Annotated in this window: 27 protein-coding genes and 3 pseudogenes; 19 read left to right on the top strand and 11 right to left on the bottom strand. The window is 55.0% G+C overall.

What is annotated here, in order from left to right; genetic code table 11:
- The first annotated feature begins 24 nt into the window (after positions 1-24).
- The 11 genes from JCM15764_RS26130 (at position 25) to JCM15764_RS05000 (ending at position 7,124) form a co-directional block, all read left to right on the top strand.
- Positions 25-294: an MCP four helix bundle domain-containing protein gene (locus JCM15764_RS26130; RefSeq protein WP_054693272.1), complete on the top strand. Its 270-nt coding sequence runs from the start codon at positions 25-27 to the stop codon at positions 292-294.
- Complete coding sequence (locus JCM15764_RS26125) at positions 294-524, top strand: MCP four helix bundle domain-containing protein (protein WP_054693269.1); 231 nt, start codon at positions 294-296, stop codon at positions 522-524. Before JCM15764_RS26130 ends, JCM15764_RS26125 begins: the two co-directional genes overlap by 1 nt.
- Positions 500-1,696, top strand: a complete 1,197-nt coding sequence (locus JCM15764_RS05035) for a GAF domain-containing protein (protein WP_054693266.1) — start codon at positions 500-502, stop codon at positions 1,694-1,696. The genes JCM15764_RS26125 and JCM15764_RS05035 overlap by 25 nt, the downstream gene beginning before the upstream one ends.
- The gene (locus JCM15764_RS05030; protein WP_243688387.1) at positions 1,660-2,334 is read left to right on the top strand and encodes a sensor histidine kinase; all 675 of its coding nucleotides are present in this window, start codon (positions 1,660-1,662) and stop codon (positions 2,332-2,334) included. Before JCM15764_RS05035 ends, JCM15764_RS05030 begins: the two co-directional genes overlap by 37 nt.
- A 32-nt stretch (positions 2,335-2,366) precedes the next feature.
- The gene (locus tag JCM15764_RS05025) at positions 2,367-3,539 is read left to right on the top strand and encodes a response regulator (RefSeq protein ID WP_243688386.1); all 1,173 of its coding nucleotides are present in this window, start codon (positions 2,367-2,369) and stop codon (positions 3,537-3,539) included.
- Entirely contained in the window at positions 3,536-3,667 is a 132-nt protein-coding gene (locus JCM15764_RS26120) for a hypothetical protein (RefSeq protein WP_279384282.1), read from the top strand. Before JCM15764_RS05025 ends, JCM15764_RS26120 begins: the two co-directional genes overlap by 4 nt.
- Before the next feature lie 3 nt (positions 3,668-3,670).
- Positions 3,671-4,501, top strand: coding sequence for a CheR family methyltransferase (locus JCM15764_RS05020; protein WP_054693256.1), 831 nt, complete (start codon positions 3,671-3,673; stop codon positions 4,499-4,501).
- A 28-nt stretch (positions 4,502-4,529) separates the two neighbouring features.
- Positions 4,530-5,072: a chemotaxis protein CheB gene (locus JCM15764_RS05015; protein ID WP_243688385.1), complete on the top strand. Its 543-nt coding sequence runs from the start codon at positions 4,530-4,532 to the stop codon at positions 5,070-5,072.
- Between the two features lie 68 nt (positions 5,073-5,140).
- On the top strand, positions 5,141-6,043 hold the full coding sequence (locus JCM15764_RS05010; RefSeq protein WP_054693250.1) for a response regulator: 903 nt from the start codon (positions 5,141-5,143) through the stop codon (positions 6,041-6,043).
- On the top strand, positions 6,028-6,702 hold the full coding sequence (locus tag JCM15764_RS05005) for a sensor histidine kinase (RefSeq protein WP_054693247.1): 675 nt from the start codon (positions 6,028-6,030) through the stop codon (positions 6,700-6,702). The genes JCM15764_RS05010 and JCM15764_RS05005 overlap by 16 nt, the downstream gene beginning before the upstream one ends.
- 14 nt (positions 6,703-6,716) lie before the next feature.
- Positions 6,717-7,124 (top strand): response regulator, encoded by a 408-nt coding sequence (locus tag JCM15764_RS05000; RefSeq protein ID WP_054693244.1) that lies wholly within the window; start codon positions 6,717-6,719, stop codon positions 7,122-7,124.
- A 37-nt stretch (positions 7,125-7,161) separates the two neighbouring features.
- Here the strand turns inward: JCM15764_RS05000 and JCM15764_RS04995 are convergent, their stop codons facing one another.
- The 10 genes from JCM15764_RS04995 to mnmH all read right to left on the bottom strand — a co-directional run bounded on the left by JCM15764_RS04995 (position 7,162) and on the right by mnmH (position 15,059).
- Positions 7,162-8,343 carry an NIDO-like domain-containing protein gene (locus tag JCM15764_RS04995; RefSeq protein ID WP_054693242.1) on the bottom strand — a complete coding sequence of 394 codons (1,182 nt, stop codon included), beginning with the start codon at positions 8,341-8,343 and terminating at the stop codon, positions 7,162-7,164.
- An 81-nt stretch (positions 8,344-8,424) separates the two neighbouring features.
- Positions 8,425-8,739, bottom strand: a complete 315-nt coding sequence (locus tag JCM15764_RS04990; RefSeq protein ID WP_054693239.1) for a hypothetical protein — start codon at positions 8,737-8,739, stop codon at positions 8,425-8,427.
- A 227-nt stretch (positions 8,740-8,966) separates the two neighbouring features.
- A complete protein-coding gene (locus JCM15764_RS27875; protein ID WP_369412253.1) occupies positions 8,967-9,281 on the bottom strand; it encodes a DUF4329 domain-containing protein in 315 nt (104 codons plus the stop codon).
- A complete protein-coding gene (locus tag JCM15764_RS04985; RefSeq protein ID WP_054693236.1) occupies positions 9,245-9,787 on the bottom strand; it encodes an RHS repeat-associated core domain-containing protein in 543 nt (180 codons plus the stop codon). Before JCM15764_RS04985 ends, JCM15764_RS27875 begins: the two co-directional genes overlap by 37 nt.
- Before the next feature lie 130 nt (positions 9,788-9,917).
- Entirely contained in the window at positions 9,918-10,079 is a 162-nt protein-coding gene (locus JCM15764_RS21885; RefSeq protein WP_243688384.1) for a hypothetical protein, read from the bottom strand.
- Between the two features lie 199 nt (positions 10,080-10,278).
- On the bottom strand, positions 10,279-12,378 hold the full coding sequence (locus JCM15764_RS04980; protein WP_054693233.1) for a hypothetical protein: 2,100 nt from the start codon (positions 12,376-12,378) through the stop codon (positions 10,279-10,281).
- Between the two features lie 5 nt (positions 12,379-12,383).
- Positions 12,384-12,749 (bottom strand): hypothetical protein, encoded by a 366-nt coding sequence (locus JCM15764_RS04975; RefSeq protein WP_054693229.1) that lies wholly within the window; start codon positions 12,747-12,749, stop codon positions 12,384-12,386.
- Positions 12,740-13,330, bottom strand: a complete 591-nt coding sequence (locus JCM15764_RS04970) for a hypothetical protein (RefSeq protein WP_054693226.1) — start codon at positions 13,328-13,330, stop codon at positions 12,740-12,742. The genes JCM15764_RS04975 and JCM15764_RS04970 overlap by 10 nt, the downstream gene beginning before the upstream one ends.
- 219 nt (positions 13,331-13,549) lie before the next feature.
- Positions 13,550-13,816: a type II toxin-antitoxin system HicB family antitoxin gene (locus JCM15764_RS04965; RefSeq protein ID WP_054693223.1), complete on the bottom strand. Its 267-nt coding sequence runs from the start codon at positions 13,814-13,816 to the stop codon at positions 13,550-13,552.
- A gap of 214 nt (positions 13,817-14,030) precedes the next feature.
- Positions 14,031-15,059 carry a tRNA 2-selenouridine(34) synthase MnmH gene (gene mnmH / locus JCM15764_RS04960; RefSeq protein ID WP_243688383.1) on the bottom strand — a complete coding sequence of 343 codons (1,029 nt, stop codon included), beginning with the start codon at positions 15,057-15,059 and terminating at the stop codon, positions 14,031-14,033.
- A 324-nt stretch (positions 15,060-15,383) separates the two neighbouring features.
- Here mnmH and JCM15764_RS21880 point away from each other — a divergent pair.
- The 8 genes and pseudogenes from JCM15764_RS21880 (at position 15,384) to JCM15764_RS04930 (ending at position 22,277) form a co-directional block, all read left to right on the top strand.
- Positions 15,384-16,972, top strand: a pseudogene (locus JCM15764_RS21880) (cation-translocating P-type ATPase).
- Complete coding sequence (locus JCM15764_RS21875; protein WP_243688381.1) at positions 16,969-17,406, top strand: HAD-IC family P-type ATPase; 438 nt, start codon at positions 16,969-16,971, stop codon at positions 17,404-17,406. Before JCM15764_RS21880 ends, JCM15764_RS21875 begins: the two are co-directional and overlap by 4 nt.
- On the top strand, positions 17,331-18,086 hold the full coding sequence (locus JCM15764_RS21870; RefSeq protein ID WP_243688380.1) for a cation transporting ATPase C-terminal domain-containing protein: 756 nt from the start codon (positions 17,331-17,333) through the stop codon (positions 18,084-18,086). Before JCM15764_RS21875 ends, JCM15764_RS21870 begins: the two co-directional genes overlap by 76 nt.
- A 177-nt stretch (positions 18,087-18,263) precedes the next feature.
- Positions 18,264-19,543, top strand: a pseudogene (locus tag JCM15764_RS27870) (class II fructose-bisphosphate aldolase).
- Between the two features lie 204 nt (positions 19,544-19,747).
- Positions 19,748-20,116: a PilZ domain-containing protein gene (locus JCM15764_RS04945; RefSeq protein WP_054693216.1), complete on the top strand. Its 369-nt coding sequence runs from the start codon at positions 19,748-19,750 to the stop codon at positions 20,114-20,116.
- A gap of 52 nt (positions 20,117-20,168) precedes the next feature.
- On the top strand, positions 20,169-20,951 hold the full coding sequence (locus JCM15764_RS04940) for an HD domain-containing protein (protein ID WP_054693213.1): 783 nt from the start codon (positions 20,169-20,171) through the stop codon (positions 20,949-20,951).
- A gap of 22 nt (positions 20,952-20,973) precedes the next feature.
- Positions 20,974-21,261: a hypothetical protein gene (locus JCM15764_RS04935; protein ID WP_054693209.1), complete on the top strand. Its 288-nt coding sequence runs from the start codon at positions 20,974-20,976 to the stop codon at positions 21,259-21,261.
- A 50-nt stretch (positions 21,262-21,311) separates the two neighbouring features.
- Positions 21,312-22,277 carry a Tim44 domain-containing protein gene (locus JCM15764_RS04930; RefSeq protein WP_054693205.1) on the top strand — a complete coding sequence of 322 codons (966 nt, stop codon included), beginning with the start codon at positions 21,312-21,314 and terminating at the stop codon, positions 22,275-22,277.
- A 60-nt stretch (positions 22,278-22,337) separates the two neighbouring features.
- Here JCM15764_RS04930 and JCM15764_RS04925 read toward each other — a convergent pair.
- Positions 22,338-22,723, bottom strand: a pseudogene (locus tag JCM15764_RS04925) (HsmA family protein).
- Positions 22,724-22,737 lie beyond the last annotated feature (14 nt).

Below are 22,737 nucleotides of genomic sequence, written 5' to 3'. Positions count from 1 at the left end.
AACACCGGTGACGGAGGTTGCGACATGGGGTGGTACGCCAATCTGAAAATAGGCAAGAAGCTGGCCTGCGGTTTTGCGGTCGTCATCGTCTTTTCCATTCTTATCGGCATCATCGGGTTTCAGGGCATGTGGAGCATGGACGACACCCTTGATGAAATCCACAACAAAAGCATGCAGTCGGTCTTTCTGTCCAACAAGCTCTATGTGGAAGTGCTGTACCACTATCGGAGGGTCTACCGCCACGCTTTGGCTCCAAGCCGGATGTCAAGGATACCGTCGCCTCACAGACCCTGATGAACGAAAAGGCCATTGCCGAGGCTCTTGCCAAGTATCACAAGATGGACCTGAATGCGCAGGAGATCGAATTGGTGGACCGGTTCGAAAAGATCTGGCCTGAATATCTCCAGGTCAAGGAACGGGTCTTCAAGTTGTCCAGGGACAACAGGCGCCGGAAGCGGATGCTGTTCTGGAAAAAGACGGGCGGGAGATTTTCAAGAAGATGGACGACACCCTGGCAGAGCTGATCACCAGGGAAATGTCCCATGCAAAGGAAAAGCGGGATCATGCTTCAAAACTGTTTCACTCCCGCATCGGCTGGTTTTTGGGTATGGTGCTTTTTGCCGTAACGGCCGGGTTCGTCATGGCTTCATACATTACCCGGAGCATTGTTCGACCCATAACGGCCATCCTCGATGCTCTCCTCGGTATTTCCGGCTCATCCATGGAAAAATCACATCTTGCCGAGGCTATCGCTTCGGGTGACCTGAGCCGCGACCTGCCCGACAGCAGGCCTATACAAATTGATCGCTCCTCCATCGCGAAGGATGAGGCCGGCGATCTGGTCAGGGCAGTCTGCAACCTGGAGGAGGCGCAAATCACTCTGGACGGCGCCTTTCGTCAGATGACCAGTTCTCTGCGCCACAACCGCCAGGTGGAGCAGGACCTGGACTGGCTGAAAACGGGGCAGAACGAGCTCAATGCCCTGCTGCGGGGCGAACAGGACATGGCGGAGATGGCGGAAAAGGTGCTGGCCTACCTGGCCCGATACCTGGATTGCGGGGTCGGAACCTTCTACTTTCATGATACGCAGGAGCAGAATCTGCGCATCATCGCCACCTATGCCTTCACCCGCAGGAAAAACCTCAACGACCGTCTCAATATGGGCGAAGGAGTCGCCGGCCAGGCGGCAAGGGAGCGGAAGATGATCTGCCTCTCCAATGTCCCCGAGGACTACCTGGCCATCGCCTCTTCCTTGGGAGAGGCGGCGCCGCGCAATGTGGTGGTGCTTCCCCTGGTACACGACAATACCCTGCTGGGGGTGGTGGAGCTGGGGGCTTTCCACGGTTTTAACGAAAGGGAGCTGCAGCTGCTCGATTCGGTGATGGAAGGGCTGGCGGTGGGAATCAGCGTCAACATTTCGCGGCAGAGGGTCAATGAACTTCTGGAACAGACCCAGCAGCAGACCGAGGAGCTGCGCGTCCAGCAGGAAGAGCTGCAGCAATCAAACGAGGAACTTGAGGAACGTGCCAGATGCTGGAACAGCAGCGGGAACAGATTCGGAACAAGAATAAAGAGGTGGAGGAGGCGAGCCGGGAACTGCAGAGGAAAGCCGACGAACTTGAACGAATCAGTGCCTATAAATCGGAATTTCTGGCCAATATGTCCCACGAGTTGCGCACGCCCCTCAACAGCCTGATGATCCTTTCCCACCTGCTCATGGACAACAAGGAAGGGAACCTGAGTGAGAAGCAGGTGGGATTCGCCCGCACCATGAACGATGCGGGAAACGATCTCCTGAACCTGATCAACGACATCCTCGATCTGTCCAAGGTGGAGGCGGGGAGGCTAGAATTCCACTTCGAGGAACTGAAAGTAATCGATCTGCTGGAACCCCTGGAGACCATGTTCAGACCGTTGGCCGAGCAGAAGGGGCTGGCTTTCCGGATAAAGACCGGGGCAGGGGTGCCGGAATGCATCAGCACCGATATGCAGCGCACCCAGCAGATCCTGAAAAACCTCCTTTCCAATGCCTTCAAATTTACCAATAACGGGGGTGTAGAAGTGCTGGCCTCGATTCCGGCCCCCGGCGAAAATATCCTGCCGGTACCGGCCCTGGCCATTGCCATCAGAGACAACGGCATCGGCATTTCTGCGGAAAAACAGGAGATCGTCTTCAATGCCTTCCAGCAGGGGGACGGCAGCACCAGCCGCAAGTTCGGCGGTACCGGCCTTGGCTTGTCCATCTCCCGTCAGCTTGCCCGCGGCATGCAGGGCGAAATTACCCTGGCAAGCCGCGAAGGGAGGGGAGCGTCTTCACCGTTTACCTGCCATTGACCCTTCCGCCCGATAACTCTTCAACCAAAGCCGTGCCGGATAACTCCGCTCCGATTCAAGGCGCTTCTGCCGCTGGCCTTGCCCCGGTTCGGCCAATACAGGCGCCGTCTGCTGCATCAATCCTGGCCGATGACCGGGAGAAGCTCCAGCAGGGACAGCGCAGTATTCTCCTCATCGAGGATGATCTCAACTTTGCCCGAATTCTGATGGAGATGGTCCGGGAACGTGGATTTGCGGCCCTGGCGGCTGCCAATGGCGAGGACGGGCTCTACCTTGCCGATCATTGCCTGCCCGATGCCATCATCCTCGATGTCATGCTCCCCCATGTGGACGGATGGGGAGTAATGCGCCTCCTCAAGGAGAATCCCCGCACCCGCCACATCCCGGTGCATTTCCTGACCTGCCTGGAGGATCGGCAGAAGGCCATGTCCATGGGGGCGATCGGCTTCGTCACCAAGCCGGTGGACCCGGATCAGCTGGCCGAGTTGTTTGCCACCATCGAAAATGCCATCTCCCGCTCGGTACGCAAGTTGCTCATCGTCGAGGATGATCCGGCCGAGTCCAAAGGGTTGGTGGCACTCCTGGAAGGGCGGGATGTGGCGATCAGTGTGGCGGGGAGCGGCAAGGAAGCCATGGATCTGCTCTCACGGGAAGCCTTCGACTGCATGGTCCTCGACCTGGGCTTGTCGGACATGTCCGGTTTCGATCTGCTGGAGCATATCGAGCATGAGGACGAAAAACGGCGTCTTCCGGTCATCATCCATTCGGGCAGGAGCCTTTCCCATGAAGAAGAGCTGAAACTGCGCCACTACACGGAAAGCATCATCATCAAAGGGGCGAAAAGCCCCGAGCGCCTGCTGAACGAGGTAACGCTCTTCCTGCACCAGGTGGAGAGCTCGTTGAACCCGGAGAAGCAGCGTATGCTGCGCGCCTCCCTTGACAAGGAAACCATGCTGGAGGGGAAAAAGGTCCTGCTGGTGGATGACGACATGCGCAACATCTTTTCCCTGACCAGCATCCTGGCGGAGAAGCACATGATCGTGGTGGAGGCGGAAAACGGCCGGGAGGCCCTGGCGCGCCTGCAGGAACACCCCGATGTGGACCTGGTGCTGATGGACATCATGATGCCGGAGATGGACGGCTATGAAACCATCAGGACGATCCGCATGGACCCGGCTTTGCCAGGCTCAGCATCATCGCCATGACCGCCAAGGCACTGAAGGGAGACCAGGAGAAGTGCCTTGAGGCGGGGGCGAGCGATTACATTCCCAAGCCCATCGATGTGGACAAACTGCTTTCCTTGATGCGGGTCTGGCTCTATCAAAAGGGTTGAACCATGGAAAACGACGACCGATTCGCCATAGAGAGCGATCTGCTGCTGGAAGCCCTCTACCGCATGTACGGGTACGACTTCCGCGACTATGCCGAAGCTTCCATCAGGCGCAGGCTGAGCGCATGGCTTGCCGGTACCGGGTTTGCCAGCCTTTCGGAAGCCCAGGACAAACTGCTGCGTGACCGTTCCCTCTTCGACCAGTTCGTGCGCGGCATCACCGTCAACGTTTCGGAGATGTTCCGGGACCCCCTGTTCTTCAAGGCGTTGCGGGAGCAGGTCGTTCCCCATCTCAAGACCTATTCTTTCGTCAAGATCTGGCACGCGGGCTGCGCAACGGGAGAGGAAGTCTATTCCATGGCTATCTTGCTCCAGGAGGAGGGAATGGGGGGACGCTACCGGATTTACGCCACCGACATTAATGAGGATGTGCTGGGCAAGGCCGGGGAGGGAATCTATCCTCTTCAGGAGATGCGGCACTTTACGGAAAACTATCAGAAAAGTGGTGGACGCCGGGATTTTGCCGACTATTACACTGCCCGATACGATCACGCCATGCTCATGCCGGCCCTTAAGAAGGACATCGTTTTTGCCGCCCACAACCTGGCGGTGGATGCGGATTTCGGTGAAATGAACATGGTTTTCTGCCGAAACGTGCTTATTTATTTCAAGGCTTCCCTGAAGGAACGGGTGTTGAGCCTTTTCGACCGGGCCCTCCTGCCGGGTGGATTTCTCTGTCTCGGTACCAAGGAAACCCTGGAAAACCGGGATATTTTCGCATACTACCATGAAATCGGGCGGGGTACGCGCATCTATGCCAAGTGCTACAAGTCATGAAAGCCTAGAACGTTTCCGGGTGGTGGTCATGGGTGTTTCCACCGGCGGCGTGCAGGCGCTGAAAAGGGTATTGGGAGGTCTGGCGGCAGACTTTCCCCTGCCGATCCTCATCGTCCAGCACATGAGCCCGGCATCGGGAGACGGCCTGGCGAAGCTGCTGGATCAGCTGTGCCTTTTGCGGATCAAGGAAGCTGACGAGGAGGAGGTTATGCAAGGGGGATGCGCCTATCTGGCCCCGCCCAACTACCACCTGCTGGTTGAAAGCAACGGCAGCCTGTCCCTTTCCGCCGAGAAGCCGGTCAATTTTGCGCGGCCTTCGGTAGATGTGCTCTTTGAATCGGCAGCCGCCGCTTTCGGCCCGGCGGTAATCGGCATTATTCTTACCGGCGCCGGCTATGATGGTGGGCGAGGCTTGCTTCGGATCAAGGAACAGGGGGGGATGGCAATTGTCCAGGACCCGGCAGATGCCGATGCCTCGTCCATGCCGGAACATGCCTTGAGCCTTGTGACAGCCGACCATGTGGCAAGGTTGACGGAGCTGCCGGGATTGCTGACGAGACTGGTATCTTAGTGACGGCCGCAACAGGCTGATGGGCAGGTATTATGGTGCAGGAGCGGGAATAGAAAAGGAGAGCTGCAATGTGGAAACAACCAGTTTCCATTCTACTGGTGGATGACAGGGCGGAGAACCTGACGGCGCTTGAGGCGCTCCTTGGGGACCTGGGATTGGCCATGGTTAAGGCCCTGTCCGGCAATGACGCCCTGCGGCTGGCGCTGAAGCAGAACTTTGCCCTGGTGCTGATGGATGTGCAGATGCCGGAGATGGACGGTTTCGAGACCGCCGAACTGATGCGGGCCAACCCCAAGACACGGCACATCCCCATCATTTTCGTCACGGCCGGCATGAAAGACCTGAGTTACCAGTTCAAGGGGTATGACGCCGGAGCGGTGGACTACCTGTTGAAACCACTGGAGCCGGCGATCCTGCGGAGCAAGGTCAGGGTCTTCTGTGAATTGCACGTCCAGCGGTGTGTCCTGGAAGAGCGGGAGGCCACCCTGGAAGCCCTGGTGGCGGAACGGACCGCCATATTGGTGCGGACGGCGGAAAACCTTCTGGAAAGCGAGGAACGGTACCGGAACGCATTCGAACTGGCGGCGGTCGGCATTGCCCATGTGGCACTGGACGGGCAGCTGGTACGGGTCAACGTCAGCATGTGCGACGCCCTGGGTTATGCCCCCGGAGAACTGCAGAAGCTTGCCTTGAGAGATATCACCCATGGGGATGACCAGGACCTGGACAAGGAGCAGGTGCAGCAACTGCTTGCCGGGAAATCCACCACCTACGAGATGGAAAAGCGCTTTCTCCGCAAGAACGGTTCCATCGTTTGGGGGCACATGGCCGTGGCCCTGGCCCGTGGAGAGAGCGGCGAACCGATCCACTACATAACCGTTTTCGAAAATATCACTGCCCGCAAACAGCTGGAACAACAGCTGCGGCAGTCCCAGAAGATGGAGCCATCGGCCAGTTGGCAGGGGGCATAGCCCACGACTTCAACAATCTGCTCAGCGTCATTATCGGCTATGGTAACCTGGCGCAGATGAAAATGGATGCTGATGATCCGCTGAAATGCAACCTGGACCAGATTGTTGCCGCTGCAGAAAAGGCTGCCCAGCTGACCAAAGGGCTTTTGGCCTTCAGCCGGAAACAGGAGATGAAGCAGCAGCCGGTGGAGCTGAACGGGTTGATTGAAAGCGTAACGAAGATTCTCAAGCGGGTGATCGGTGAGGACATTCAGCTTGAGACCTCTTTCCATGAAGGAACCCTTTTCATCAATGGGGACAGCGGCCAGATCGATCAGGTGCTGATGAACCTGGCCACCAATGCCAGGGATGCCATGCCGGATGGCGGGAAATTCACCGTTTCGACGGATCTGCAGGAAATAGAAGATTCCTTCATCACCATGCACGGTTTCGGCAAGCCCGGCACCTACGCCCTGATCAATGTTTCCGACAGCGGCAAGGGAATGGACCAGCATACCCTGCAGAACATCTTCGATCCTTTCTTCACCACCAAGGAGGTGGGCAAAGGGACGGGCCTCGGCATGTCCATAGTCTACGGCATCGTCACCCAGCACAACGGCTATATCAAGGTGTACAGCGAACCGGAGATCGGCACCACCTTCAGGTTGTATCTACCCTGATCGAAACCGCCGAGGTGGAGGAAGCAAAGCTGTCTCCCGCTCTGCCCAGGGGGGGCACCGAGACCATCCTGCTGGCCGAGGACGACCAGGCCATTCGGGATATGGAAGTGAGTATTCTGCAGGATTTCGGCTACCTGGTCATGGTGGCCAGGGACGGGCAGGAAGCGGTGGATATTTTCCGGGAAAACCGCGGCAGTATAGATCTGGTCCTCCTGGATATGATCATGCCGAAAAAGAACGGCTCGGAGGCCTGCCGCGAGATCAGGATGCTCGCCCCACAGGTGAAGGTGCTGTTCATAAGCGGTTATACCGCCGATCTGATCCAGGAAAAGGGGTTGCTGGAGAAAGGGGTTGAACTGGTTATCAAGCCGGTCTCCCCTCCGGATCTGGCGAGGAAGGTCAGGGAACTGCTGGATGGATAGGTGTAAAAAGCCATCTTTTGTTTCTTGTGGAATAGACTTATCTGATGCTCAGCCCATCTACGATCAGTGTTCCGTCTGCTATTGTCAGGGCTCCGTCTACTACCGATTCACCCACTATTGATCCATAGCTGCTGTCATACCCTCCTTGCAGCGTGACGGTGATCGCCCTGTTGCAGGTCAAGGATTCGGCATAGCTCGTAGCCCACAACTTGATGATAGAGGCATCAGGTGTCGCATTGTAAGCCGCTTGTACCGATGAATAGGGGGTAGTCCCAACCATTACCTGCCGGGCGGTGTCATATGTGAAGGTAGCTGTAACGGTAATATCGGTCGATGGTGTGAGCAAGCAATCACCGTTGCCGGTGCAGCTGCCATCACCCCAACCGCTGAAGAGGGAATACATGGATGCTTCCGGATGCATTGTTACGGTGGTTCCGCTTGTGTAGGTTTCGCTGCAGGTGGTATTGCAGGCGGTTCCGGGTGGGGTCAAGGTGACAGTGCCGCTGCCGGTGCCGGCAAAGAGAACATTTACGGTCACATCGGTTGAAGCCCCCGCCGGGGTGAAGAGGAATGAGCTGGGGGCCGCGAAGGTTTTCGGTGAGCCGTAGTTGGTGGACACACTCAGGTGGCTTGTGCCATCGTCCTTTGAAATCCCGGAGCCGCTGTCCGTGGTGCTTTGGGTGTTGAAGGGCTTATAGTCGTAACGAATGGTGCCGTTTTCGAACAGGACCGCTTCAAAATTGTTGAAGAGTGAGTTGCCTTCCTCGGTCATGGTTTCCGTCTGCCATTCTATGACAATCCTTTCCGGATTGGTGCGGTGTTGAATGAAAGCGCCACCTCCATAGAGGGACGACAGGTCGTCGTTGAATGCAGCACTGACCGGTCCGAGACCGGCATTGGCAAGGGGGAAGGAATAGGCCGCACGGGCCGAGCCGAACCAGATATTGCCGTTGGTATCGACGGTAATCTGTGAATATGGCAGGCCGTAAAACTTGAACTGCCAGGAGACAGGCAGCGTATAGGTGAGATATTCATCGTCGCCGGATAGGTAGTCATAATCGCTTGTCACCGGCTTGAGCAGGCTTGCCTCAGTGCCTTCCCACAAGGTTGTATCCAACTTTGTCAGCGTGTATGAACCGTCAGTCACGGCAAATGCCGGTGCAGCAAGGGTTGTCAGGGTGATGGCTGTGGCGATGAGTGCTTTTGTGAAGTGGCGCATTTGGCACTCCTTTTTTAGGACTTTTTTTGTGTGAGACTGGCCTGAATTTGGAGGACTGACTTTTATCGTTGCTGTGATCATCTATTGGTGAAACTTTCTACTTTTCTTTTCACTAAAGTGCGCTATGCGTGTGACGTTGATCGACCCAGAAGACAGTCCTAAATGCCCGCGAGTATTTTTATCAAAGACGCCTTCTATAAGAACATATTTCTTTGTCAAACTTTTTAGGCTCTTTGCCTTAGCAACCATTTGCCTACGTTGCTCAGGATCAGACGGTTCTTTCTCAGGAATGCCAAGCTTTGCGTAGTCTATCTGTAATGAGATCGAGTTTTTAAAAATATGGTTTTCTGCATCAGCCTTAGTAATGTAAATAGCGTCACCTTCAAATTCCAGCACCAGCACTCCATAAACACGAACTACCTTCCATCATACCGCTCTGGGGTCGCAATTAGACTAACAATAGAGACCTCTTTAGCCCCATCGGTAAGTTGGCCAAAGTCGGATCGGTCTGTGTTGCTACTACATGATGTCACCAAAAGTAGAATCACCATTGCGAGCTGAAACTTAAGCATGTTCTTCATATACATCATATTTCCTTTTTGGTTTTTGATGTTCAACAAACTCTATTGCGGGTTGTAGATGTAGATGTTGCCTCCGTAACCTAAGTAGCCTGTACTATGGGTTCTATCACTTAACTGTCTGTCGGCCGGACTGAATTCTCTTGGATTTGCACCGGCGAGCTTTTCATCAAACCAAGTAACTGGCAAATGCGTGTGATACCAAGCATCCGCTGCATTTGCAGGCTTTGTTGGGAAGTTTGGAATATTACGCCTAGTGCCTCTTGTGGGTTCACCATACGTAAACTTACAATCCTTAGTCTTAGTTATCCACCCCCCATATTCTACGCCTTCAGCATTGCTTCTGTGTGTGGCATACATAATTGCGTCAGTAACAGCAACTTCAACAGTCTGAAATATATCTCCAGGCCTAATCCAAATGGATCCGTGTAGTTGATGGGGTTGTTGAGAGAATACGAGTATAGGTTTATCCCTCCTTTAATACCAAGCGGGTCTTTAGAAATGAATTGCCCCTCCATCGGGTCATAGTACCGTGCTCGATAGTAATACAGCCCGGTTTCCCTATCCCACTCCCTACTAGTAAACTGATAGCTGTTCCTGAAAGTGGTCGCAGCCTTCGGCATGCCAAAACTGTCATAGGTGTAGCGCTGCCTTACATTTCTGGCTGCATCGGTTATTGCAGTAATACTCCCCAGTCCGTCGGCATGGTAGTAGTAAAAACTGCCACCCCCCTCCATCGCCAGCGGCTCATCGACTCCGAACCCGTGGGTATAGAAGGTTTTGGTGGTAGTGGTGCCGTCGCTGGTGATCTCCAGCGCGATGTTGTCACCATCGTAGACATACGTGGTTGTCGTGGTCGAGGTCACGTTGTCTTTAATGGCGACATGCTTCTTCTCGGTCCTTCTCCCCAGTGGATCATACTTGAAGGTGGTGGTCCTGCTTTCGCTGGTGCCTTTGCTCTTTTCTACTTTGGTCAGCCTGTTCTCGTAATCCCAGCTAAGTCCAGTCCTTGTCGGGGGCGTTGTTGATGGTGCGGGTGGTCTGGTTACCCATGTTGTCGTAGAGGAAACTCAGGGTTTTGCCGGTAATCAACTGGTTGCCGTCGTTGTACTGATAGTTGGTGTCTTTGGGGCCGGGGCCGGATTTGCGGTTGCCCACGTCATCATAGGTGTATTTTTCGGTGCCTTTGGCGGTGACGGCGTCGGTGAGACGGTAGATTTCGTCGTAGATGTAGGATTCGCTTACGGCGCCGGTTTTGGTTTTGCGGTTGCCGGCCTGGTCGTGGGTGTAGCCGGATTCGGCGATGATGTCTCCCCCCGGCGCCCCATGGCTTAAGGAGGTGAGCCGGTTCAGGTCGTCATAGCCGTAGGTGGCGATGATCTGGTTGGGTAGGTGAGCGTCTTTCTGCGGCTTGCGTTGTCGTAGCCGATGGTGAATGTCCCGGCGGCGCTGATGATGGATTCGGGGCGGTTGGCTCCATCGTAGCCGTAGGTGATTGTCTTTGCATCGGGGGTGGCGGGGAAGTAGCTGACGGTCTTCTTCTGGCCGATGTTGTCGTACTGATCGTAGTTGATGACCCGGCCGTTGGAGTCGCTGACGCTCTTGAGCCAGCCGTTTTTATAGTAGGTGTAGGTGTAGCTGATGTGCTGGTTTGCGGCGGTCCACAGGCGCCGTCGGGGTAATAGGTGAAGGTGGTTTCGGTGCCGTCGGCGTAGTGTTTTTTGGTCAGATGCCCCTGGGTGTCGTAGTAGTGGGTGATAAGGATCACTTCGCCAGTGGGGTTCGTAGTGTCGATCTTTTCTTTCACCAGGCCGTTGTCATAGTAGGTGTAGCGAATCACCTTGTTGAGCGGGTCTGTTTCCCGCTCCAACCGGCCCAAGGTGTCGTATTGGTAGGAAGTCCGCTTCAGGCGGGCATCCACCACGGCAGTGAGCTTGTCGACACCGCTGCAGGAGGGGCAACCGGTTGCGCCGTATTCATAGGAGGTGTCCTTCAGTCGTGCGTCGGTTACTTTGGTTACTTGTCCCTGGAAGTTATACTCATATTTGGTTTCGTGGTTTTCCGGATCGGTGACTGTGTTGCGGTTGCCGTTGTTGTCGTAGCTGTAGCGGGTGATGTTGTCAGGGAGCCCGGCTGCATAGCGTGTGACGACACGCAGGCGGTTCAGGGAGTCGTATTCCTGGGTAGTGGTTGTTTCCCTCCCGGCTGCATCACGGACGATGATCTCTTCCGGATTGCCGTTGTTATCATAGAAGGTGTAGCGGGTGACCACGTTGTCCGGGCCGGTGACGGATTCCAACTGCCCGGCCAGCCCGGCAGCGCGGTTTTCCGGTGTGTCGGGATAGTAGGTGTAAATGGTTTTCTTGCCGTTGCCGTCTTCCATCTCGGCAATGGTCCCGTTGGGGGTTTCCCTGGTGATGGTCTGCTTTCCTTCCGGATCGGTGACGGTGGTGACTTTGAGTCCGTTAACGGTTGTGTATTGATAGGTCGTGGTCCTGAAGGGGGTGAAGCGCTCGTCGGTCACAGAGGCGATCTGGTCGAAGTTGGCCGGGTCGTAGGTATAGCGGAGCGCCGTCTTGATCGGCGGATTGAGGCTTGCAAGTCCGGCGATGTCCACGGTCTGCGGATCGATTGCCGGGACATAGGTGGAAATATCCACAGGATCTGTCTGAGTCAGTTGATTACCGTGACTGTCGTAGGTGTAGAAGGTGGTGAGATAGTTGTTGTCGAGGGGCTCAGCCTTTGCCCTAAGAGTGGTATCGGCGTTGTAGTAATAGGAGGTCTTCTTGCCCCCCACCAGACTCTTTTCCTTCAAAAAGCCGCTCTGGATATCGTAGGTGTACTGCCACTGGCCGCCGTCCTTTTCCGTAAAGGTGGTGGTGCGCACATTGCCGGTGGTGACAGGATAAACGAGGCCGCGGGTTTTGTTGTTGGGGTCGGTGGAGCTGTTTACCTTGTTGCCGTTGTAACCGTACTGAATGGTGTTGCCGCCCGGATCTTTCTTTGTTTGCAGCAGATTTGCCGTGGTGTAGGTATATTCCCAATAGCCGGCGGGGGTGCCCACATCGGTGATGGGGTTGATGATCTTCCACAGAAGGTTGTTCTGATAAGCGAGGGTGAACACGTTCTGGTTTGTATCGGTGACAGAGGTGAGCCGATGCGGTGTTAAACTCGTGTCGTAACCGAGGGTGATGGTGCGCCAGCCGTCGATCACAGATGTGAGGTCGGTATCCGTATATGCGAAGGTGAGAACGTTGCCGTTTTTGTCGGTGATGGTGCTGATGGTGCCGTTGGCATTGAAGGCGTACCTGCGGCCATCCACAAAGGACACTTCTGTTGCGCTGCTGTTCAAGGTGGATGAATCTCCGGCTTCGGCTTCATAACTGTTGCCATTCCAGGCGTAGACATGCCGCTTGCCACCTTCAAGCAGAACTTTGCTGCTGTTGCCGCTGCTCAAGAGGGTTATATCGTAGCTATGCCGCCAGCCCGGCTGATGGAACCGGTGGTTGTATCGAGACTGTTGTAGTTGAGGGAAAAGGCGAGGGGTAGTGTGCCTCCTCTGGTTGAAAAGAGATCCTGGTTGAATGAAAGATTGCCGGTGGTGACATTGGCGGTGGAGCCGAAATTGACATTTACCGGACATTGATTGGGTGGCTCCACGACCTTGGCGTTTGCAAAGGTTTCTGCGGTGCAGATGTCCGCTGTGGCAGTAAGCTTGCCCTGATAAACGCCTGCAGGTACCGGATTGATTCCCGTCTTGCCGTCCCAGATATAGCTTGCCGCTCCGCCGCTGCCGCTGGTTCCCTTATCGTTAATAGTCAGCGACAACTGATTGGATAATTGGCGGTAATCCCTGCCGACAGAGTGGTTTTTTCATCCATGCTCGGCTTGAAGGGCGAGGGGATTGCTGTAAAACCACCGATTTTAAGGCAACATGGAGGTTTGGCATAGGTGGGAATGTAGAGAATTTTGTTGAAAACATCGGTGGAGATTGCTGGGGCGACAGGATAGCCGCTCATGGCGATACCGTCCAGCTTGCCGCCGTTGGCGAAGTATTTGGTCACCATGACGAAGTTGGTGCCGCCGGAATTGCGGAATACTTTCGCCTGAAAATAGGGGGCCTGGGACATGATCATGCTCTGCATGTAGCTGGGGGTGATGTTTTCGTAGAGCATGTCGCCGGAGCTGTTGGGATCGCGCTCGATTGTGCCGTTGTTGCAGATGAGATCGACGGTGCGGTAGGTGTAGACGGTACTATCGCCGGGACATTTGTCCCCTATGTATTCCGTGCCGATTACGGAAGCAAGCCCAGGGCTGCAACTGACGGCGCCGGCATTTTGCGGCAACAGGCAACTCAATGTCGCAAGAAATAAAAAAAACAGAAGCCAAGGTGATCCCAACTTACCCATGATACCTCCCTATCCACGACAGATTCTGCGGCAAGGAATCTAACATGAACGGAAAGTCAATGCAACTGCGTTAATTAATAGATATAGGTACTTTATGGTGGGGACATGGAAGAGGGAGACCACGAGGCATTGGTGCCGCGGCTTTCCCTCAGTCGAACTGGCGAGAGAGGTGCGGGAATTGCTGAATGACTAGATTTTAAATTACGCCCGGCTTTGTCTTCAGTGACTGAGCTTGGCGCTGGCCAGACGATTGAGGCTTACCCCGGCTTCAGCAGCCTGAATCGCCAGCTGCCGGTGGACATCGGGCGGTACGCGGACCATGAATTTGCCGCTGAAATGTTTGGTGGCGATTGGTTCGGGCACAGTTTCCCCATTATCGACCATGTCGGCAACAACTTCGCTCACAAGCTTGCGAATTCCCTTCAGCGCCGCCTCCGGTGTCTGTGCAAGCCAGCTCAGGCTGGGAAACTCGGCGCAAAGTCCCACATATTCGGCATCATCTTCCGACCAGGTTACCCGGTAAGTAAATTGTCGTTTTTATATCCCATTCTCCACCTCCAACCGCTCGATTGCCTTGAGTACCTGTTTGACCTGATATGTCTTTGCCTGTCCTTTGCTGTGAAGACGGTATTAATAATGATACTGCCGTCAAGGACCGGCTGGTATGGGGGGGACAGGGTCCACAACCGGGGCGATGGTTTTAATCGAGTTTGGATGTTTTAAGAAATCCCTTCAACTCCTGCTCGGCAACCCGGTAATCTTCCAGTGACAGGTTGCAGTCCTCCACCCAGTCCCGGTTCTTGTAGTAGACCTTGTCGTAATAGTTGTTCACCAGCTCGGCCATGAACGGCTGCAGTTCCCAGCGGTCCAGATAACCTTCGATCTCGGCGTATTTGTCGCCGCCAAGTCGCTTCTTGATTCGCTCAAGGGCCACCACCATCCCTTCCTTGAACTCCGGCAGGCCGTATTCGTCGATGAGCCGCTGCACCCGCGTTTCCAACGATGCATGGCACCAGACCTTGGTGCTCTCCTGCATTACTTCGTACATGTTGCCGGGCAGGGACAGCTTGCCGATCCTTTTACTCTCACCCTCCACGATGAGCGGCTTGTCCCCGGGCACCTTGCGCAGGGTGTCCCACAGAAGGCTCTCGAACCATTTCTGGGAAAGATCCTGGGTGAGCCCCAGTTCGCCGAAGGCTGAGCCCCGATGGCAGGCAAGCCCTTCCAGGTCGATGAAGGAAAAGTCATTCCGGTCGAGACCGAGGATGAAGGGGGTCTTGCCGATGCCGGTCATGCCGTGGATGACCACCAGCCGGGCGGGGGGCTGGAAGTTCTCGAAACAGGCCAGGACCTGGTTGCGGTAGGTCTTGTAGCCCCCCTGAAGCTGGACCGCATCGTAACCGGTCAGGTCGAGGATGGCGGTGACGGTCTTGCTTCTCAGGCCGCCGCGCCAGCAGTAGACGAGGATGGGTCTTCCTGCCGCAAGCCCGCCTATCTCGGCAACCAGCTGGGGAAAACGGGGGGCGGTCAGCTCCAGGCCGCGGATGCGGGCTTCTTTGGGACCGGTCTGCTTGTAAAGGGTGCCGATCTCCACCCGCTCTTCATTGGACAGGAGCGGCACGTTGACGGCGCCGGGGATATGGTCTTCCTCGAACTCCAGCGGGGTGCGCACATCCACCACCAGATGGCTGTCGAGAAGGGATTGGTTGAAAGTTACGGGTTGCGGCACAGTTATCTCCTTAAAAAAGCATCCCATTATAAAGAGCAGGGGACCCTATTGCAAGGAGAAGGAATTTTATGTTGCAGCCATGACTATTGACAATAAGGGGATAGAATTGAGCTGGATTTCTTTTTCCAACTGGTTTCCGTCCGGAAACGGTTCTTTTTCGCCCTGGCGGTGTCAATCTGCGGGATAGCTTGTGCGGCGTACCGAGTACGCCTCCGCGCAATCCTTGATTTCCTTGCCAGGACAAAAAAATCCCTCGTTTCCAAATCGGAAACTGTCAGTGTCTCATCGGAGTTTCCGGATGGCCACTAACTACGAGAGCAGCGTATGCATCAGATTGCCATCGAAGAATTTTGCCGCAGGCTTGGAACCTCTGCAGACAGTGGGCTCGACCCGGCTGAGGCTGCCCGGCGCCTGCTGAAGGAAGGGCCCAACGCCCTGGTTCAGCATAAGCGTGAGAATGAGATCATCAAGTTCCTGCGGCAGATGTTCAATCTCTTTGCCCTGCTTCTCTGGGTCGGGGCAGGGTTGTCCTTTGTGGCGGAGTGGCTGACTCCCGGCGAAGGGAACATCTTTATCGCCATCGCCCTGGTGGGCGTGGTGCTGATGAACGGCGGTTTCAGCTATTTACAGCAGCACAAGGCCGAGCAGATCATGGCCTCTTTCAGGGAAATGCTCCCCCACATGGCGAAGGTGATTCGCGGTGGGGAGCTTAAACAGGTCCCGGCGGCGGAGCTGGTCAGGGGGGACCTGATCATGGTGGAAGAGGGGGACCAGGTGCCGGCGGATGCACGCCTGGTGGAGGTATCCGGCCTGAAGGTGAATAACGCCTCCCTGACCGGAGAGTCGGAACCGCAACTGCGCACCACCTATCCGACCGACAAGCATCTTCTCGACAGCCGCAATGCCGTTTTTTCCGGGACCATGGTCCAGGCAGGCCAGGGCAGGGCGCTGGTCTTCGCAACCGGCATGAAGACCCAGATCGGACGTGCTGCCGACTTGACCCAGGCTGTGTCGGTGCGGGAAATACCCATCCGCCGCGAGATTCACCACTTCACCAGGTTAATTTCCACCATTGCTGTCATCATGGGAGTTGGAGTCTTTCTCGTCAGCCTGTTCTTTCTGCAAAATCCGATGCTGAGCAAGCTGATCTTTGCCATCGGCATCATCGTCGCCAATGTCCCGGAGGGGCTTCTCCCCACAGTCACCCTGTCCCTTTCCATTGCTGCCCGACGCATGGCGGAAAACAAGGCCCTGGTCAAGAACCTGGAATCGGTGGAGACCCTCGGCTGCACTACGGTTATCTGCACCGACAAGACCGGCACCCTGACCTGCAACCGGATGGAGGTAAAGAGGCTTTTTCTCAACGAGTGCATCCACACGGAGGTGGACACAAACCTGGAGAAGGAGGAACTGGAAAGGTTCCTGCTGGTGGCAAGCCTTTGCAACAACGCCCATCTGCAGCAGGATGATCGGAACCGGTATCTTGGCGATCCCACAGAGGGGGCGCTGCTGGTCTTCTGCAGCAGGTTTCAGGATGTGGCTGCCGTGCAGGCAGCCTCTCCCAGGCTCTATGAAGAACCGTTTACCGCCGCCACGAAGCTGATGATCACCATCAATAATGTTGAGGGAAAACAGATTGCCTGCCTTAAAGGTGCTCCCGACGTGGCAATTACCATGTGCGACAGTATCCTCATCAATGGAATGGCGCAGCCTTTGACGGATAATCATAAAAGGCTTATCTCGCTGCCTATGAGGAGTTTGCCGGCAAAGGCGAACGGGTGCTGCTTCTGGCCTATCGTGAGGTTGCGCCCCGAGAAACATGGGAAAACCGGGATCTGCCATCCGGCGGTTTTATCTTCGTCGGCCTAGTGGGAATGTTCGATCCCCCCGTGCCGGTGTCGCGGAGGCGGTGAAGGCCATCCGCAGCGCAGGGGTGCGGGTGGTCATGGTTACCGGCGATTACCAGACGACCGCCATTGCCATCGGCCGCATGATCGGCATCATCACCACGCAAACCCCGAGGTTGATTCTCGGCAAAGAGCTTCGTGACATGAGCGATGCCATGCTTGACTGGGAACTGGAGGAGAAGGAGGTTCTCTTCGCCCGATTGTCGCCCGAACAGAAGCTGCGCATTGTCCAGGCCCTGCAGCGCCACGGCCACGTGGTGGCTGTAACCGGCGACGGGGTCAATGACGCCCCGGCGCTGAAGCAGGCGGATATCGGCGTGGCATGGGGCTTTCCGGGACGGATGTGGCACGGGAGGCTGCGGACATGGTGCTTCTGGATGACAACTTCGCCACTCTGCTGCCTGCCATCAAGGAAGGGCGCACCATCTTCGACAACCTGAAGAAGTCCATCGCCTATACGGTCACCCATGCCGTCCCGGAAGTGGTTCCCTATCTGGCTTTTCTTCTCCTGGGCATTCCCTTGCCGCTGACGGTGATGCTGATTCTTGCCATAGATTTGGGGACAGATATGCTGCCGGCCATTGCCCTGGCTTCCGAACGGTCCGAGCGGGACATAATGCAGCTTCCCCCACGCTCCCGGTCGGAGAGGCTGGTGAACGGCCGGCTTATCTTTGTTGCCTACGGATTTAAAGGAGTGATTGAGGCTGCAGCCGCATTTTACGCCTACTTCAGTGTTCTCCATGCCGGGGGCTGGCAGTTCGGCATGCCTCTGGCGGCAGGGTCAGGTCTTTACCCAAAAGCGGTATCCGCTTTCTTTGCGGCAATTGTCCTCTGCCAGGTGGCCAATGTCCTTGCCAGCAAAGTCCAGCGCCAGTCGCTGCTGCAGCAGGGCATTTTCTCCAATTTTCGGCTTTGGCTCGGAATAGGGGTCGAACTGGTCCTGGCGCTGTCGATCATTGAATGGTCGCCGCTGCATCTTCTTTTCGGCAACGCATCGCTTTCTGCAGGGGAGCTGGTCCTTGCCTGGCCGTTCGCGCTGGCGATTCTTCTTCTGGACGAACTGCGACGTTGGTTGATAAGACGCAATGTGCGCTGGGTGGTCAGGTTGACTGCAGGTTGACAATAAAGATATCGGTTATAAGATATGAGATGTTTAATTAATGCAGCTATTTGGGGGGCACCGTTTCAGATGTGTTTTTTCTGATTAACACCTTGATCTTAAGCTGTTTACGTGCTATAAGAATTTGATTTTTTTGTATACATAAAAGTATTTTAAATACCACTAAAAGGAGGCGATATGGCAAACGGTTCGGATTTTACAAAAGCACTTGAGATTGGCCGTCCACCCAACGTGGCAAAGCTGTTCCCCAACTCGAAAGCACTGCTGGTGAGCGGCAAGGTTATAGATAGGGCGATGGGTGCGAAGGGTAATGCCATTGCCCTGGCCGCAAACGGCAGGAATCACTTCGTAATCAGAGGCGTACTGCAGGCTGCCCAGCGCGCAAACGCGGCGGTAATTATCGAGATAGCCAAGTCGGAAGGGGGCAGATCCGCCTATTGCCCTGTCAACTACTGGAACATGGCCCGCCAGGTGGATGCTGTCTGCAATGAACTGGGCATCACCGTGCCGGTGGCTATTCATGCTGACCATTACGGCATCAAGAGCGACAAGGACCTGGCCGAAGCAAAGGTAGAGGTTCCCACCATGTTCGAGGCCGGCATTACCTCCATTGCCATCGACGCCTCCCATCTTCCCGACGATAAGAACCTGCTGGCCAATATCGCCATCAACCGTCGATTCCTTCCTGGGCAGGCCTGGAGACCGAGGTCGGTGAGATCAAGGGGAGTCAGGGCCTTTCCACGGTGCCCGAAGCGCTTTTCCTTATCCAGGGGCTCAATGCCCATGATATTTTCCCCGACTGGATCGCCCTGAACAATGGGACTACACATGGCCTGGAGGCAAGCGATGCCGGCATTCAGGTAGGTCTTACCGCCGAGATTCACCATGCCCTGGAAAAATACAAGGTATCAGGCGCCCAGCACGGCACTTCGGGCAACAGCTCGGACAGGTTGCGCGAGATTGCCAGTAAGACTGCCACCACCAAGGCCAACGTTGCCACGGCGCTGCAGATGATTTCCTGGGGCCTTGAAGTAAACGATTACGGCAATGCGCAGCTGGACGCCAACGGCAACTTCATCAAGGTAAAGGGCGAAGGCGTCACCGAGGAGATGTGGGTGGAAATGGTTGCCTATGCCGAATCCAAGGGCTGGAAAAAGGGGGACTACAAGAGCCTCAACCTGCCATTCGAAAACAAACTTCTGGCTCAGCCGAAAGAAGTCAGGGAGAGAATGGCCAGGCGGGTGGAAGATTTTGCCTACAAGATGATCACCGAGGTTCTGAACTCGCAGGATACGGCGCCGCTGGCAATCCAGGCCGTCCTCAAGGCGGGCTCCTACGATGTGGGTGCCAAGATTGGCCGTATGGAAGACCCTGCCCAATGGACCGAAAGCAAGATCGTTGAGAGGGCGGCTACAATAGGCGGAGACAAGGGACCGTCCGGAAACTTCGACGACTGATCTTTATTGGCTGAAATTTAAGGCGAAAAAGCCCCCATCTGCAGTACAAGCCTAATCGTGAGACATGAGGTGTATCCCCACATGTGGCAGGAGACAAGATAAGGGCAGTGCTGCAATTTGGGGGCTTTTCATATCTTTTGCTTATGGAACTTTCATCACTGTTATGCTAACTTGCCCCTATGACTGATTTTAAGGAGGTCGACGTTGGTAAACAACCGCAATTTTTCCCGTGTGAGCTTTGCCATCGATGCTTTGGTAACCCAGGCGGAAATCACCATCAAAGGCGAAGTGAGGAATATCAGCTTGCAGGGGCTGTATATTGAACCCGATGGGAAGCTTGATGCCGGTCTTCCGGTGGATGTCTCCATTCAACTCAGTGGTACGACGCCGGAAGTGGCGATCAAGGCGACCGGCAGCGTTGTCAGGGTCGATGAAAACGGCATCGGCATAAAATTCAGCAAAATAGATGTGGATTCTTTTGCTCACCTGCGCAACGTCGTCTCTTATCAGTGTGGGGATGGGGACAAGGTTATCGGTGAATTTTTCAAGTACCTTGATGGTCAGAGCAAATGATAGGATGCCATGGCTTGGCCCGAGCAGGGAAGAAGTCGAAGGATGCTGAAAAATGACAATGCTGGAAATTCCCTTACTAAAGGCCTGGTTTGCCGATTATTCCCGTTCTTTCGCTTCTTCGGATCAAGAGAAACAACGGAACATTTCTCTCAAGGAATACCACACCCACAAGGTCTGCGAAAACATTCGGTCTATTACGCTGGGTGAGTCGCTTAGCCCGGAAAAGCAGGACATTGCCGAGATCATTGCTCTCTTTCATGATCTGGGGCGTTTTGAACAGTACCGCCGCTACAAGACGTTCAAGGACAGCGACTCCATAAATCATGCTGCCCTGAGTGCCGATATTCTTCAGGAAAAAAATGTGCTTGCCGCCCTTGCCAACGCTGAACGGGAGCTCATCCTGAAGTCCGTCCGGCTGCACAATATCTTTAGCATCCCAGAGAACCTGACTCAGGAAGAAATCCTGTTCTTGAAGCTGATCCGTGATGCCGACAAACTTGATATCTGGCGTGTTTTCATAGAATTTTATGCTTTACCGGCGACTGAGCGTGCCTCGGCGGCTGGACTCGGCTTTCCCGACCTTCCCGAATACTCTCCTGAAGTGCTGGCAACTCTGAACAGCAGGCGCATGGTGAGCCTGTCCATGCTGAAGACTCTGAATGACTTCAAGCTACTGCAGCTTTCCTGGGTCTTCGACCTTAACTTTACTACCTCGTTCAGAATATTGCAGGAGCGGGCTTATATAGACCATCTCTCGGCAACATTGCCGAAAGACGAGAGAATTCTTGATGCCGTGGTCACCCTCAAGACGTTTGTTCATGAAAGATTGACATAGTCTGTACTTTTGGAGAAGTAATATGAAATTTTTCAATCTGCTGATTCTGCTGCTTTTGCTTTCCTCGGTGGAGACAAGCTTTGCCGACTGCATCTGTAAACAGCCGCCAAAACCGGAGCTGCCATCGGATCGAGCCGACGCCAAGGAGATGGAAAAAGCCGGCAAGGACGTGGACCAGTACAACAAGGAGATGAAAGGCTACCGGGGCTGTATTTTAGCCTGTCTGAACAAGGCGGACAATGATCTGGCCGGAGTGATCTCCGGATGGAACTATGCCGTTGAAAGATTCAATGCAGAAAAAAAGCAATAGAAACAGGTTGGTCCGCAAGCAATACAGCTGATAACACAAGGAGTAAAAAAATGAAAAAAACAGCGAGAATAATGGCAGTCTTTGCAGTTCTTTCGCTTCTGACAGTGACCTTCATGGAATCCGCAGCCGATGCCCGGATTGGGGGAGGTCGTTCCAGTGGAAGTCGTGGCTCGCGCAGCTATTCTGCGCCTGCCGGCCCATCCACCAGGACCAGTCCTTATCAGACCAGTCCATCGAATCCGGGGGCAGGAACATATTCCCGTTCCCCATACCAGCAGCAACCGGGAGGCGGCTTCTTACGCAGCATGGCGGGCGGAATCATGGGGGGGATGCTCGGCGGCATGCTCTTCAGGAGTCTGGGATTCGGCGGAGGTGGAGCTATGGGGGGCGGCGGTATCGGACTTTTCGAGATCCTGCTTCTGGCCGGTATCGGCTATCTCATCTATCGCTTTGTAAAAAAAAATCGTGAAACTGCCCCAGCCACCTATGGACAGACAGGATATCAAGGGGGGACGGTGACTCCCATTTCCCGCGGCAGTGGCTATGAGGCCGTTCAGCCTGCGTCCGATGACGTGACTACAGGGCTTTCACATATCCGGCAGATGGACCCCTCCTTTGACGAGCAGCGTTTCAACGATGGGGTCATGGACATGTTCTTCAAGGTTCAAGGGGCCTGGATGAATCGGGATCTGTCACCGGTGAACGGAATTTTCACCGATGAAATGAGGCGTATCCTGCAGGAGGATGTGGAACGGCTCCTGCGTGACAGGCAGGTGAACCGGCTGGAAAATATCGCCGTGCGCAATGTGGAGATTGCCGAGGTCTGGCAGGAATCGGGGCAGGATTTCATAACAGCCCAGATCTACGCAAACCTGCTGGATTATACCACCGACGATGCAACGGGAGCAGTTGTCTCGGGCAGTAAGACCGAGCCGGTAAAATTCGAGGAATACTGGACTTTCACCAGGCCGGTGGGGAACAACCAATGGCGGCTTTCGGCGATTAACCAGAAGTAATTGTTGTTAAAGAAGTTGCGAAAAAGGGGGTCTCCAATGGGGGCGCCCTTTTTTCGATCGTCAATGTTTCGGCGCTATCCTGCTCATACCGGAAATGGCGCCGCTGGCGAAGGCGATAAGCCAGAGGCTGTAAATTGTAAGGCTTACCCGGTGAAAGGTGCGGTTGATGACCTCGGCGCGGTTGAGACAGGAGGCGATCAGCGCCAGAAGGAAATGGAAAGCCATGCCGGCCAGTGAAGAGATGCCTGAGATGTTGTGCCATTCGGGCGCTTTTCCGTAAGCATGGCAAAGAGATTCATCTGCCGGGTACCCAGGTAGTCGAAAAAGAGGCCGATGCCGAAAACCAGCAGGTGTTTGCGGTGCAGACCTTCCCGGCGGCCGCTGAAGACCGCATAGGTGTAAAAGATCAGCGCCAGATTCATGAATATTACTGCTTTGGCAAGCATACACTGTCCCCCAA

It is taken from the genome of Geotalea toluenoxydans JCM 15764, from assembly GCF_001311985.1.
GTDB classification, from domain to species: domain Bacteria; phylum Desulfobacterota; class Desulfuromonadia; order Geobacterales; family Geobacteraceae; genus Geotalea; species Geotalea toluenoxydans.
The sequence above is the reverse complement of the archived record's forward strand: the minus strand, read 5'-3'. Positions and strand labels throughout refer to the sequence as shown.